Source organism: Acetobacterium carbinolicum (genome assembly GCF_047456275.1).
In the GTDB taxonomy this organism is placed as follows: domain Bacteria; phylum Bacillota; class Clostridia; order Eubacteriales; family Eubacteriaceae; genus Acetobacterium; species Acetobacterium carbinolicum.
In genome coordinates this window covers 4049684-4063588 of the sequence record NZ_CP173357.1, presented here as the reverse complement: position 1 = coordinate 4063588, position 13905 = coordinate 4049684, and the positions used below count along the sequence as shown (strand labels likewise).

Below are 13905 nucleotides of genomic sequence, written 5' to 3'. Positions count from 1 at the left end.
AGTTAACAAAGACGTAAAAAGAATTTGCATCAGATAATTCGATAGTGTTAATATTACTAAAAGTCGGGTATAATAGTCCTAAGTAACTAAAGGCAGGAAAGGAAATACCAATGGAAATTGTAGCAATTATGGGAAGTCATCGAAATAATCACAACACTCAGAAAGCCGTCGACTATTTTATTGGCAAACTTAATGTGGAGTACGAGTTATTTGAATATAATGTTAATCAAATAAACGTTCAGGCTTGTATCGCCTGTGATTATTGTATTCCGCATCAGGGAGAATGTGTGATTGAAGATGATATGACCGGGATTTATCAGAAAATGGAAAGCTGTGATTTGCTGATTGTGGCCAGTCCGGTTTATTTTAGTGCTTTTCCATCAAAAATAAAGGCCCTGATTGATCGAACCCAGATGATTTATAACCTTAAAGATAAATCATCGATCAAAAAGAAAAAAATTCTGATTATTGGCGTCGGTGGGGCACCTCATTATCCACGTCAGTTTCAGGCCATTGATAACACCCTGGAATGGTATAAAAAAACCCTGAGTTGTGATGAAATCGGCTTTGTTCAGTTTTCCCATACCGATGAGCGACCAGCATTGGATAACACAACGTGTTTGAACGAACTGGAAGAAATTGCACAAAAAATAAATACGCCACTGGCTAAAAATTAAAGAGATTAAAAAAAAGGAGATAAAAAATGGCAAAGATACTAGATCAAACAGAATTTGATAACTTGGTGATAAATGGAAAAGGCGTTGTCCTGGTAGATTTTTTTGCGACCTGGTGCGGGCCCTGTAAAGCATTGGCTCCCGTTTTAGAAGACGTCGCTGAGCAGATTAAAGACAAAGCCAGTGTTTATAAGGTCGATATCGATCAGACTCAGAGCCTGGCCCAGCAATACCGGGTAATGAGTGTGCCAACGATGAAAATATTCAAAAACGGCGAAGTCGTCGAAACCATTGTCGGGCTCCAGTCAAAAGGCGTTTTGGTAGATAAGCTAAATTATTATGCCGGTTAATTAAGCAATAAAAAAGAGGGATCACTTCATTAAGGAGTGGTTCTTTTTTTTAGATTCATATTCAAAACCTTAAGAAAAATAAGGAGACCGTTTTCATTTTAAGACAAATCAGCCAAGTTGTCGGGATTTTAGACAAGTTTAATCAATCGTATAATTACAAGCTGAACAGCGTCGTGCTATACTCCTTTACGCACATGAAAGGAGCAAAAATGAATAAAAATAGAGTCAACAAAGCCAATACGGTGAGATTTATCGTTATCATCGGCGTCATTATTATTCCCCTTATGTATAGTTTTTTCTATCTCAGTGCCTTTTGGGACCCCTACTCAAAACTGGATAATTTACCAATCGCACTCGTCAATAACGATGTGGGCGCCAGCATCAATAATCAACAGCGAAATCTCGGTGACGAATTTCTCGATAAACTGATTAAGGATGGCACCTTTAAGTACGTGATTACCGATGAAGCCACCGGGCGAGCCGGGACCGAAGCGGATGATTACTATGCCATGATTGTGGTGCCGCGCAGTTTTTCACAAAATATTGCGTCAGCGGCCACCGTCAATAAACAGGCGGCCAGCATTATCTTTTCGCCCAACGAAAAACGAAATTATTTAGCCAGTCAGATTTTAGGAAAAGCTGAGCTGCAAATGGAAACCAGCTTACGCGAGAGTATCTCTGGCGAAATCGTCAACAATCTGACCGATCAGGTCGCCAAGGTGCCCGGTCAGTTGGGGACCCTTAACGATGGGTTAAGCCAGCTTTCCAGTGGCTCAGCCCAATTGCTGAGTGGCTCTAAGACCTTAGCTAACGGCACCGATTCGCTGGCCGCCGGTTCCCGGGAATTGGCAACGGGCTCGGAAACTCTGGCATCTGGCACCCAGGCCCTCGCCGCCGGCAGTCAGACCCTGGCCGATGGGACCCAAACTCTGGCCGCCGGAACATCAGAATTTGCCGCAAAATTCGCTGATTTCAATGATGGCATCAGTACCCTCAAAAGCGGCTCAGCCCAGGTCAGTGATGGCGCATCGACTCTGGCTGACGGAACCGAGCAGCTTAATCAGGGGATTCAGGCCTATACCGCTGGGGTCGATACCCTGATTGGCAATGTCAACCAGACTTCGGCTTTTATTTCAGACTTTGTCGGCGAACATCCCGAATTAATGGCCGATCCCCAGTTTGCGGCCTTTATTTCGAATATGGCCTCCAGCGATAATGCCGAGAGCATTGCCCAACTGGAAGCGGCGGGCAGTCAGTTAAGCGGAGCATCCGATGCCATTGCTACCGGCACCCAGGCATTGGCCGCCGGTACCAGCAATCTGGATGATGGGATTGCCATCGTCAGTGCCGCCGCCGGTCAATTAAACAATGCCGCTGATAGTATCTCAGATGGTGCCAGTGCCGTTTCAGATGGCGCCTCATCACTGACAAACGGCGCTACTGCGGTATCAAACGGGGCCACCACCTTGACCAATGGCGTTTATACCCTGGCTGACGGTGCTACCACCCTGGCGAGTGGTGCCACGACCCTGGTCGATGGTCAGCAGCAGTTAGGCAACGGCATTACTACCGCCCAGAACGGCGTCACCACCGCCGTGAATGATGCCAATGCCGATACCGCCAAATTAAATGGTTTGGGCACCTATGTCAGCGAGCCGGTAACTGTGGACGATGAGATTATTGACCCGATTGCCAACTATGGCACCTACTTTTCGCCCTACTTTATGTCCCTGTCGCTATGGGTTGGGGCCTTGATTATCTTCTTTGGGATCTATTTTGATGCCGATCAGAAATTCAAGATTTTGTCCCGGGAAAGCAGTAATAAAACCGCCCGCAGTTTTATCTACCTGTTGTTGGGTCTGGCCCAGGCGATTTTGCTGGGCAGTATCATTAAGTATGCTTTAGGGCTGGAAATCGCCCATACCGGCTTATACTTTGTTTCGGTTTGTCTGGTCTCGATGACCTTCCTGGCGATTGTCCAGTTCTGTATTATCCACATGGGCGATGCCGGGAAATTTGTGGCATTGACGCTGCTGATTCTGCAGTTGACTTCCTGTGGCGGGACCTTCCCGATCGAAACGGTGCCAAGATTCTTCCAGGTGCTTTACCCCTTTATGCCGATGACCTATTCAGTAGTGGTGTTTAAGGACACCATTACCGGCGCAATCTCCGGTGACTTCTGGCATAGTTTCCTGATTCTGGCTATTTATCTGGTGGTGTTCTTTGCCGCCACGATTTTACTGACCATGATTAAGAAACGGAAAGCTGATAAAGAAGATATGACGGTCAAAGCCGAACTGAATTCAGACCAGTCATTCTAAATAAGTAGAATTAAATATTTAAGGTAGGGGCGATCAGTGATGACCAGGGGGTCAGACCCTCGCCCGCACACTGCACAATGACCAGTTCAGTTGCAAAAATCTTTAAACCAACATAGATAGACCAAATAAAAAGAACGCTGCATATCATCAATATGTGGGGTTCTTTTTATTTGCCGTCGATCACTTTGAAATAACAAGCTGAAATGATATAATTATTTTTAAAAAAGATCATGAGGAGTATCTGCATGTCCGATGCGTCAATTACCAAAAAAGCCATCGCCAAAGGCTTTAAGCATATTCTAACTAATAAAAGTTTTGAAAAAATTACCATCGCCGAAATTACCGCCGAATGTAGCCTGAACCGCCAGACCTTTTATTATCATTTTCAGGATAAATACGATCTGATCAACTGGATCGTTTATCAGGAAGCGATCCTCGTGATCAGAAAAGATCTGACGATCGAAAATTGGGACGTCAAGGTGCTGGAGCTACTAACGACGATGAAAAGTGATAGCCATTTTTATCAAACGACCCTAAAAGAGATCGCTGGCACCGAATTTCAGAACTATCTGTTTACCGTCACCAAGGAAATTTTTATGGAAATGATTGAACACCTGTCCCGTGACCGCAAAATGAACTCGGAAGCAGTCCCGGTGATGACGCCCCAGAAGAAAACATTCACCGCCGAATTTTTATCTTATGGGGTGGTGGGGATGATCATTGACTGGGCGCAAAACGGGATGAAGCAATCGCCCGAGGAAATCACCATCAGCATTAAAGATATTATCAACGGGGCCCGGATGTTTGCCGTTTCCCGCTATTTTCAGGAACTGACCAAAGCGTAACAGCGAAGACCGGCTGAATCAACAGCCCCAAATAAGCAACAAGAAAATTTAAGGAGTCCATATGAAAAAGAATGAAGTGATTGAATTAACAATAGAAGGATTTAATTTCCCCGGCAAATCCTGGGGCATGCACAGCGAAAAAAAAGTCGTTATGAAAAACGGCCTGCCAGGGCAACGGGTACGGGTGAATATTGCCAAGAAACGAAAAAAATTTGAAGGCCGAATCGTGGAAGTACTGGAAAAAGCCCCTAATGAAATTGACGCCGCCTGCGCTGTCTTTGCCAAATGCGGGGGCTGTACCTACCAGAACCTGCCCTATCAAGAACAGCTCAAACTCAAAGAAAGCTACGTCTTAAACCTGCTTAATCAGGCCGGTATAACAGACTTTGCCTATGAGGGGATTGTCCCCAGCCCCGAGGTTTTTGGTTACCGGAATAAGATGGAATATTCTTTCGGCGATAACGAAAAAGATGGCCCGCTGATGCTGGGACTTCACGAACAGGGCAGCTTTTATAATATCGTCAAAACCGATGGCTGCAAGATTACCGATGAAGATTTTAACCAGATTCAAACGGCGGTGCTGGGCTATTTTGCCCAAACCGGGGACAGCTATTTTCATAAACGCAGCCACGAAGGCTTTTTAAGACATCTGGTCGTGCGAAAAGGAAAACACACCGGTGACCTGCTGATCAATCTGGCCACCACCACCCAGGGAACGCTCGACGAAGCGGCCTTTGTTAAATGCCTGCTGGAGCTACCGCTTATCGGTCAGATCCGAGGAATTCTGCATACCCAAAACGATGGCGTCGCCGATGTGGTCAAAGCCGAAACGGCTAGAATTCTATACGGCGAAGATAAAATTGAAGATAAGATTTTAGGACTGACCTTTGAAATCACCAGCTTTTCCTTTTTCCAGACCAATACCTTAGGAGCAGAAAAGCTCTATTCGGTGGTCCGGGACTTTGTCGGTCAGGAACAGAACGAAGTCATTTATGATCTGTACTGCGGCACCGGCACCATTGCCCAGGTACTGGCGCCCGTTGCTAAAAAGGTGGTCGGCATCGAGCTGGTTGCCGAAGCGGTTGAAGCCGCCAAAGCCAATGCCACCAAGAATGGCCTGGACAATTGCCAGTTTATCGCCGGCGACGTGATGGTGGAAGTGGCCAACCTCCACGATCCGGCCGATGTGATTATTCTGGACCCGCCCCGGGACGGCATCCACCCCAAAGCGATCTTTAAAATTCTGGATTTTAAACCCAAGGTATTTGTGTATGTTTCGTGTAAGGCGACATCACTGGCGCGGGATCTGCCGTTTTTTGTGGCGGCGGGGTATGAGGTCAAGAAGGTACAGTTGGTGGATTTGTTTGCGCATGGGGGGCATGTGGAGACGGTGGTGTTGATGACAAAGAAAAGTGAATAAACAAAAAAGCATTAAAGAAGCTATTTATGGGAGCTTGACTATGAAAGTTGGAGCTTGGAAATTGTGATTGTATCGGTTCGTTGGAATAAGACATAGGTAGAGATTTTCAGTGCGAGTGGATGATTTAATGCGGCAATAGTTAAGTGAATAAGTATGGATGTTAGGGCATTTTTAGGCTCTTAATTGATAAATGGCAGTAGTAAATTATTGAGATAGTAATGAATGTGGGTGATTATTTGTTAACTTTAGATTTGTTTGACTATACTTCTTTGACAGACCTTGAGAGGAGCATAACAAAATATGTAAATAAAAATGTAGAATCCATTATCAGGGTTCTACTAGATTATTTGGAAGATGACAATGGTTTTACGCCAGAATGCTTTTTACCTTACAACAACTTAAAAATTAATAACGATACATGGAATGAAATGGTTTATGATCTGTATGATATTGTCCGGTCTGATGTGATTAGGGAGTATGTAAAACCAAAGTATGAATTTTTGCTTTATGTGATACTTCAGTGGTGGGCCGATTGTACTGACGATTCTGAGGATCTTCTTACGAATAAGCTGGATAGCAATTTAGTTACTAAAATTAAAAGTACATATACTTCAGAAGATGGAGAAAATTATGTTTTAAAGGCAATTACTAATTTTAAAGAATACTATTACATTTTTTTTACAGATCAGGATTTTCTACCCGGTAGCTTAGAAAGAATGCTAATAATATTTTTAAAAAATCAAGATTTGTTTAAAGAGCTATTTCCTGATACCGATCTGCAAGAATATTGGGACTTAATGCCGAAAGATCTACAAGAACAATTTGAAGAATTAAATTATGAGCAGTACGAATCAATAAAAAAAGACTTGTTCGAATATACCCTTTTACAAAATTTGTTTCTTTGTAGCGAAAGATTGCAAGCGAACCATATGTATAAAGAATCACTCGAAGATGAGATGAATGATTTTATTAGAGACTTGCTTACATGTTCTGGGTACAATTTGCGAGATCAGACAAGACAAGGTACCTCGAATGGCGGAAAACAAGCAGGAGAAGTTGATATTTTAGTTAGAAAAGAAAATATTCCTTATTCAATTATTGAAGCCTTAAGATTATCAAGTATTGACAAAGCATACATATCTGAGCACATTGATAAGATATATAAATATGATACGTTAGGCAATAGATGCAATTTTATCATCTCATATGTAAAGACAAGTAATTTCCTTAAGTTTTGGAAAAATTACTTGCTATTTATTGAATCGTACAATTATCCGTTTGAACAGGATGAATTTACGGTACCTCTAGATCACCAATATCCCGAATTGAAGTGGGCGGTAACAAATTTAAAACGTAATGACATAATAACAAAGCTTTATCATATAGTTATTCATATTCCGAGTTAATAGGCCTAATTCTTGAAGAAATGAGGTGTAGTATGACTGATATTAGAGAAGAAGGGATTCCGGTTTCTAATTCATCGAAATTGCATGACAAAATAGGCAATGTGAAAACGAATAAAAAAGAACTAGCAAAATCGGCGCATGAAAATGCAGATGAATTTTATATTGGAGCAGGTATTATTTTCAGAGATTCGTTTCAATTGATACAAGTAGTATCCGTTAATATGGCATTTGCATGCGAGTTATATATAAAGTCAATGTTATATAACTACGATATTGACTTTGGTAAGACGCATCGTATTTTAGCGTTGTATAAGCTATTGCCAGAAGATTGTCAAAATAAAATAAAGAATACTGTGCAGTTTCAATACGCTAGAGGAGATAATTTTGAGTTAGTGTTAGAGGAAATTAGCGATGCATTTGTATTTTTACGATATGCGCACGAACGTAAAACTATAGTTACTGATTGGAGTAGTTTATTGGCAATTACTACTGCGATTATGAAAGTAACAAAAGAAATCGAAGAAATGTTATTGCAGGAATAATTGCCAGATTGGAAGAATATCCATGGAGTAGTTATGATAAAGTTATCCAGGCCTATCAAATAAATTCGTCTAAACTTAATATTGAAATCATCAAAGATTATTTTCCATCGTCGGCAGATTTTGTTCGTTTTTCGGAGGAAGAAAATCAGGATGATTTTCTGGAAATCAATCAAAAAACCAGATGGTGTAATGCGCAGCTTACTGATATGCTGAGACAGAACAGCGAATATCAGGATCTGGGCGAACAGTCGTTTGAAAAGCGAACCCAGTTGATCCGACAGATTCAGCAGGAAACCGGTGGCAGTATCCGTCAATTGAGCCGAGTTTTGGGACTGGGCAAGATGATGGTGGAGCGGGCCGTGAAATGACGAGTATGACAGGCGAAACGACCCTTTGTCATTCGAAGCGTTCATAACGTGTGAATTATCCCCGCAATACCCGGGAAGGAAAAAAACATGAAAATCATAAAAGCTGGAAAAGCAGATCTTGAAACTATTTTGTCACTTCAGTATTTAGCATACCAAAGCGAAGCGAGACTGTTAAATAATTATGAAATTCAACCATTGACCCAAACACTGGAAGAAGTGTTTATGGAGTTTGAAAAAGGAACATTCTATAAGGTCGTTAATGAAAAGAATGAACTGATTGGATCGGTCAGAGGCTTTGTTGACAATGACACGGTCTATATCGGCAAATTGATTGTACATCCCGATTATCAGGGAAAGGGCATTGGTACAGCACTGCTGAAAGAAATTGAAAAAGACAACTTAGGACTACGGCAAGAACTGTTTACCAGCGATCAAAGTCTTAGAAATTTAAGGCTTTATAAACGCCTCGGCTTTGTTCAATTCAAAACTAAACTGCTGTCAGAAGATCTGAATCTGGTATTTATGGAGAAAGAACCGGGATTACTCGATACATGATATGGGGATGGTCCGGGAATTGCATAACAGCGATCCCGTTGATATCCATTATCATCCCAATTATCAAGGCATTTATCAGAACGACTAAAAAGGAGAGGAATAAACATGCCGAAAACGAGAAAGATGTTAAATGATTGGGACGCACCATACATTCAATCGTTGCGGAGATTAATCGAAACCCAGAGTAAAGAAACCCTTGCAAACTGGGCGATTACTTATTGTGAAGCGGTCATGCAGCCATTATGGGAGCGGGACTACCCGAATGATTTGCGACCACAGAAGGCTCTGAAAGCGGCTCGGGAATGGTTATCAGGGACAATTAAACTGCCCCAGGCAAAAAAGGAAATCCTCGCCTGCCATGGCGCTGCCCGTGACGCAGAGGGGAATCCAGTGGCGCAAGCGGCGGCCCGGGCCATTGGTCAATCGGCATCGACCATTCATTCCGCCCAGCATTGTATCGGTTTGGCTTTTTATGGGGCCTTGGCAGTGGCCTATGATCAGCTCGGGACAGCGGCAAGCTGGGATGAAATTGAACAATGTGCCGCCGCAGAGTGCGGTCATATCGAAGCCGCTTTGCGTAGCATAGCAGTGGAGCATGAAACGAACCCGGCAAAAATAAACTGGAATTGCTAAATAGGACAAAGAGTAAAAAAGTGGAACAGGTGCGATTGAAGCAAGAAGATCTTCGGGAACTGGCGGGAAGTATCCCCTTGTCATGATTAAATTACTGGAGGTATTGAAAATGATGAAGACTGCTGTCATTTATGCAACGAAAACCAAACATTCAAAAAAATTGGCGGAAGCGATCGGTTTATTTTTGAATATTAAAGTCCAGAATATCACTGAGAATCCGGCCTTGCATGATGTTGATTTACTTTTTATCGTTGGCGGCATTTATGGTGGTGCCAGTATGCCAGCGCTATTGACGTACATAAAAACGATTGAGGCACCTGTGCCCAAATATGCGGCACTAGTAACAAGCTGTGCTTCAGGCAGTCAAAGGCAGATCACAGTTTGCAATATACTTGAAGAAAAGGGAATAAAAGTTCTTGATGAATTTGTTTGCAAGGGTAGGATATTATTTGTTTCCCCAACGCATCCAAACGCAAAGGATTTAAAAGAAGCAACCGACTTTGCACAAAAAATTGTAGCTAGGGTCTAAATAGGTCTTGTAATTAATGAATGCGTGTAACAGGATTTAGATTGGGTAATTAAATTTATCGCTACGATACCTTGCGGTTGCAAAGTATTGGGTAGAAAAAACAGGTGATTGAATCTAGGCGATAGAAATGCGCGGGTAATTTATTATGAATAAACAGGGAGAAAACAATGAAACGAGTGGCTATTAGTTTAATCTGTATGACATTATTGATTTTTGGTGTGACTGGATGTAGTCAATTATCTCAGGAAGTCAAACAAACAGCGGACGATCTCTATGCCGCCAAGGTGGAGTTTGTGGGAGACAATGCCGCCGTTTATGCATTAATCGAAAAGACGGGCTTGGGAAAAATAAAAGATTACACCATCCAGCTGGAAACCAGTCAGGAACCCTATGGGCTGATCATAAATGTCGCTGAAAAGGAGGATTCTTTTAATGAAAGTGATTTTGCGCCATCGGCGATTCAGTTACTGGGTTTAATCAAGAATCTGGATTATGTCGAAGTTAATAATGGTGATGAGCAGTTTAAAATGTCTACGGAAGAAGCATCGGCGTTGATTGATGAGAATGTAAAAAACCTTGGTGAATCTAAGGATAAACTAAAATCCATCATCGAAGAACTTACAAATAAATAGCTAGAATCCGATTGGGCTGAGTAGATAAAGAGGATAGAAATCACTTGACACAGGTTCCGCAACGTTTTGTGTGTTTCTAGTTTGTGGAAACAGAAATAGTGCTTTCTGATAACCTATTCAAAGTGCGTTTTGCGAAAATGGTTGGACGATTTAATAAAAGATAAGTTATTGATGGACAGATTGCGTAGCAAGTTGAATGCTATATAATAGGTTAAGAATGAGCTAATATAAAGTAACAGAATAGAGTTTATAATGAAGCAATGAATTTTTTAAGAAGGGGAAGTAGATTATGAAATATTTAGGATCATGCCTTTGTGGTGAAGTTACTTACGAAATAGAAGGAGAGTTTGAGAATTTTTATCTTTGTCATTGTGGGCGATGTCGCAAAGATACAGGTTCAGCCCATGCAGCCAATCTATTTTCTTCTACAGCCAAGCTAAGGTGGCTGTCTGGCCAAGAAAAATCTAAAACCTTTAATTTTCGTTCAGAAGGGCACATAAAAAGTTTTTGTACTAATTGTGGATCGGCTTTGCCAAATATACAAATGGATGGAAAATTACTGGTCGTTCCTGCAGGAAGTATTGACAGTGATATAAACATAAAGCCACAAGGACATATCTATTATGCAAGCAAAGCAAATTGGGATACTGAGCTTGAGAAAGTACCAAAGTTTGAAGAGCTCCCAAATGAATGAAAATAAAAACCGTTATCATACAAACGGTGCTGGTGTAACCTTCGAAAAATTAAATGATTCAAGAAAAAGTGAAATAGTGCTAACTCAGCTTGAAAAACACGTTAAAAATATTGATCGAATTTTGTGAATCAGTCGAATTAGTATCCTTTTTCATATGAGAACCGAATGGTTTTGCAAGTAGCTTTATAGATAATTTATTTTATTTTTCGAAGCCGACTTTTTCGGAGTTTTCTCTTATTACGATGTCAGCAACATCTATCAGGGATATTAGGATATATGGAATCAATATCCTACTTATTATTGCAGGAAGTTCAGAAACAAAGTTAGAACAACAATCCCAAGTATCATCAGTGCCCATAAGACGCTGAGTGCCGTAGAAATAATATTTACGGCACTACGGCTTTCGCTGCTTCGCACACAGATCATGGAAAGGGACAGAGCCGCAAGAACAAAGACGATATTTGCTCCCGCCCAAATACTACGTACCCCTTCTGAAAGAGTAATTTTGAATAGCGTTGGGAGAAAGGTTGCCAGTGGCAGGACACTAACAACCAGTGCCGCCACACTTAATTTTTGAAGTTTTTTATTTTCCATCATATTTACCTCATTTCTTTCTTTCCAAATTGGATAACAGCCAGCGTAAGAACCAGCACAAAGATTAGTATCGCGCAAGGCAGGAACGGTATCAGCGAAAATGCGGTATCGGGAGATGCTGCTGTGAAATCATGCAGCGAACAGGACACCAGATAGCCGCTGTAACAATACGGATAGGCAATCCAGAGCGGTGTGTTAGCCACCAAGACGCCGGGGATGACAAGGAGCAGATTCAAACCCACAGAAAGCAAGGGTTTTTCAAATAGAACCGTAATCGCCCACATCGTCGCCACACAAGGCAGCATGGTAAGGAACAGCCCCGCACACCATTTTAGAAGATAAAGCACCGGAAGTGTTTCGGTAATACCCATTGAGCTTGTTGCAATTAACCCTGCAATCATAAATACTACAAGGAAAAGTACCATTTCCATGAAAAGATAAAACATAAGTACACAAAACTTTGCCAGTGAGAGTGTATAACGGCTGATTGGCAGAGCTAGCATTTTTAATATACCATTGTTTTGTGTTTCCCGTCCTGAAATCATTACGCAGACTACAATCATAGAAAATGGAAGCAGATAGTAGGCGTAGACCAAAGCACTCTGAATGAACATGGCTGGCCAGGCATTGGTATATTCAGGCGTGAAATAGCTGCTCAAATTGGCGATCCCCGATGCCACCACCAGCAATGGGGCAACGAAAATCAGGGGAATAATTTTAGAGCGTTTCACTTTCATAAACTCAATTTTGAGCAATTCTAAAAAGTTCATCAGTTTTCCTCCTTACTCATAGCGCAGGTTTTTGGCCATCCATAATCCTGCGCCAAGGAAAAGGACTGTTTCGATTGCAGAAACAATTGTAACTGTCATATCAGGCTGTGCGCTCATAGCTACGGCAGGCTTTAGCATTAAAACAAAGGGATGAATAAGCAGCACCCCCATATCTGATGTCGCCAAAGCCATGCCGCTTAAAAATCCGGCTACCCCTACTCCGAGGGGAACCCACATATTTTCAAAGCGAGAGGAAACCAATAACATAAAGGACAGTACCGGCATGGAAGTAATAAACGAATACCCGGCAAAAGTTATCAGCGTCCCTAATTCAAACGCTCCTTGCGGAAAGTCTGTCATTCCAATTTGCACCAGTGCCAGATTTTGCAGGACGACAGCCACCATAAACATCATGGTTATAATCAAAAATTTACAAAAGTACATAGCCGGAACGCTCATAGGAAGCATATATATTTTTTTGACTGCATTACCCTTAAACTCCATGTTGTAGACCATACAGGTGGCTACTATAATGGCAAACATATTTAGTATCATAATCATGCCGTAAAGTTGGGTCAGCAGCACATCCATTGGAGCTAACGGCAGGTTCAGCAACGTATCCTTTCGCACAAGGAAGTTGACAAAAGCGTATGCAGCACCCAAAATACCAACCGCTAACAATATGGGAATAATGCCAGTCCGTTTCTCTTTCCGAAGCTCGATGGCAAGTGTCCTCATAGCTTTGCTCTCTGCTTTCTTGCTGCATTGTCCTTTTCCACTATTGAAAGAAACACATCCTCCAGATTGTCCGCAGCAAACCCGGACTGTAATGCGTTTTGACGTAAATCATCCAAGCTGCCCTCAAACAATAAACGCCCGTGATTGAGAATACCAATGTCGTCCGCAATCAATTCAATTTCAGAGAGCATATGCGATGAAATTAAAATGGTGCAATCGTAAAGGTCGAGCAAGGATTTCACCAAACTACGAATTTCATGGATACCGGACGGATCAAGTCCATTGGTCGGTTCATCAAGAATAAGGATCGGCGGACGCCCCAACAACGCCCCGGCAAGACCTAAACGCTGTTTCATACCCAACGAATACTTCTTTGCCAGACGGTCACCAAACTCGGTAAGACCAACTAATTCTAAAGCATCCTCTACCGAGCTTTTCGACAACCTCAAAATTCGGCGGATAATGTCAAGGTTTTCCCGGCCTGTCAGGTTAGCATAAAACGAGGGCGATTCAATAAAAGAACCAATCTCTTTCAGGATTGCCAGTCGATCATCTGGAAAGTGCTTCCCATCAATGGTAAAGCTACCCTTTGTAGGGGCGGTCAGCCCCAACAGCATTTTCATAGTAGTGGATTTTCCTGCTCCATTCGGGCCAATGAAACCGTAAATACTACCTTTGCGAATGTGAAGTGAAACATTGTTGACGGAAGTAAAATTTTTGTATTTTTTCGTTAACTGTTCTGTTGTGATAACATAGTTCATATGAAACATCTCCTTTCGTTGATTCCATGTTATAATACCACCCTGACTTTTACATTCTCGCGTCCTTACTTTT

The 13905-nt window shown here is 42.0% G+C and carries 18 protein-coding genes; 14 read left to right on the top strand and 4 right to left on the bottom strand.

The features are described from left to right. Positions 1-110 precede the first annotated feature (110 nt). From ACIZ62_RS18935 to ACIZ62_RS18870, 14 genes are all read left to right on the top strand, one after another. A complete protein-coding gene (locus ACIZ62_RS18935) occupies positions 111-677 on the top strand; it encodes a flavodoxin family protein (RefSeq protein WP_414150963.1) in 567 nt (188 codons plus the stop codon). Positions 678-703: 26 nt separating this feature from the next. Continuing rightward, complete coding sequence (gene trxA / locus ACIZ62_RS18930; RefSeq protein ID WP_111888588.1) at positions 704-1024, top strand: thioredoxin; 321 nt, start codon at positions 704-706, stop codon at positions 1022-1024. A gap of 209 nt (positions 1025-1233) precedes the next feature. After that, positions 1234-3345 (top strand): YhgE/Pip family protein, encoded by a 2112-nt coding sequence (locus tag ACIZ62_RS18925; RefSeq protein ID WP_414150962.1) that lies wholly within the window; start codon positions 1234-1236, stop codon positions 3343-3345. 245 nt (positions 3346-3590) lie between these two features. Then, complete coding sequence (locus ACIZ62_RS18920) at positions 3591-4190, top strand: TetR/AcrR family transcriptional regulator C-terminal domain-containing protein (RefSeq protein WP_414150961.1); 600 nt, start codon at positions 3591-3593, stop codon at positions 4188-4190. A 61-nt stretch (positions 4191-4251) separates the two neighbouring features. Next, positions 4252-5610 carry a 23S rRNA (uracil(1939)-C(5))-methyltransferase RlmD gene (gene rlmD / locus ACIZ62_RS18915; RefSeq protein WP_414150960.1) on the top strand — a complete coding sequence of 453 codons (1359 nt, stop codon included), beginning with the start codon at positions 4252-4254 and terminating at the stop codon, positions 5608-5610. A 218-nt stretch (positions 5611-5828) separates the two neighbouring features. Then, on the top strand, positions 5829-7016 hold the full coding sequence (locus ACIZ62_RS18910) for a hypothetical protein (RefSeq protein WP_414150959.1): 1188 nt from the start codon (positions 5829-5831) through the stop codon (positions 7014-7016). Positions 7017-7048: 32 nt separating this feature from the next. Further along, positions 7049-7558 carry a HEPN domain-containing protein gene (locus ACIZ62_RS18905; RefSeq protein ID WP_414150958.1) on the top strand — a complete coding sequence of 170 codons (510 nt, stop codon included), beginning with the start codon at positions 7049-7051 and terminating at the stop codon, positions 7556-7558. Positions 7559-7566: 8 nt separating this feature from the next. Continuing rightward, positions 7567-7926 (top strand): hypothetical protein, encoded by a 360-nt coding sequence (locus ACIZ62_RS18900; protein ID WP_414150957.1) that lies wholly within the window; start codon positions 7567-7569, stop codon positions 7924-7926. A gap of 87 nt (positions 7927-8013) precedes the next feature. Then, on the top strand, positions 8014-8481 hold the full coding sequence (locus ACIZ62_RS18895) for an N-acetyltransferase family protein (RefSeq protein ID WP_414150956.1): 468 nt from the start codon (positions 8014-8016) through the stop codon (positions 8479-8481). Positions 8482-8586: 105 nt separating this feature from the next. Then, positions 8587-9114, top strand: a complete 528-nt coding sequence (locus ACIZ62_RS18890) for a putative immunity protein (protein ID WP_414150955.1) — start codon at positions 8587-8589, stop codon at positions 9112-9114. 109 nt (positions 9115-9223) lie between these two features. Continuing rightward, a complete protein-coding gene (locus ACIZ62_RS18885; protein WP_414150954.1) occupies positions 9224-9643 on the top strand; it encodes a hypothetical protein in 420 nt (139 codons plus the stop codon). 167 nt (positions 9644-9810) lie between these two features. Beyond that, the gene (locus ACIZ62_RS18880) at positions 9811-10275 is read left to right on the top strand and encodes a DUF4825 domain-containing protein (RefSeq protein WP_414150953.1); all 465 of its coding nucleotides are present in this window, start codon (positions 9811-9813) and stop codon (positions 10273-10275) included. 289 nt (positions 10276-10564) lie between these two features. Continuing rightward, entirely contained in the window at positions 10565-10969 is a 405-nt protein-coding gene (locus tag ACIZ62_RS18875; protein WP_414150952.1) for a GFA family protein, read from the top strand. Further along, positions 10962-11096 (top strand): hypothetical protein, encoded by a 135-nt coding sequence (locus ACIZ62_RS18870; RefSeq protein WP_414150951.1) that lies wholly within the window; start codon positions 10962-10964, stop codon positions 11094-11096. Before ACIZ62_RS18875 ends, ACIZ62_RS18870 begins: the two co-directional genes overlap by 8 nt. 170 nt (positions 11097-11266) lie before the next feature. Here ACIZ62_RS18870 and ACIZ62_RS18865 read toward each other — a convergent pair whose 3' ends face one another. From ACIZ62_RS18865 to ACIZ62_RS18850, 4 genes are read right to left on the bottom strand one after another with little or no spacing between them, the layout of a single operon-like run. Then, positions 11267-11566 carry a hypothetical protein gene (locus ACIZ62_RS18865; protein WP_414150950.1) on the bottom strand — a complete coding sequence of 100 codons (300 nt, stop codon included), beginning with the start codon at positions 11564-11566 and terminating at the stop codon, positions 11267-11269. Positions 11567-11568: 2 nt separating this feature from the next. After that, entirely contained in the window at positions 11569-12333 is a 765-nt protein-coding gene (locus ACIZ62_RS18860; protein WP_414150949.1) for an ABC transporter permease, read from the bottom strand. A 12-nt stretch (positions 12334-12345) separates the two neighbouring features. Continuing rightward, entirely contained in the window at positions 12346-13071 is a 726-nt protein-coding gene (locus tag ACIZ62_RS18855; protein WP_414150948.1) for an ABC transporter permease, read from the bottom strand. Then, positions 13068-13832: an ABC transporter ATP-binding protein gene (locus ACIZ62_RS18850; protein WP_414150947.1), complete on the bottom strand. Its 765-nt coding sequence runs from the start codon at positions 13830-13832 to the stop codon at positions 13068-13070. The genes ACIZ62_RS18855 and ACIZ62_RS18850 overlap by 4 nt, the downstream gene beginning before the upstream one ends. Positions 13833-13905 lie beyond the last annotated feature (73 nt).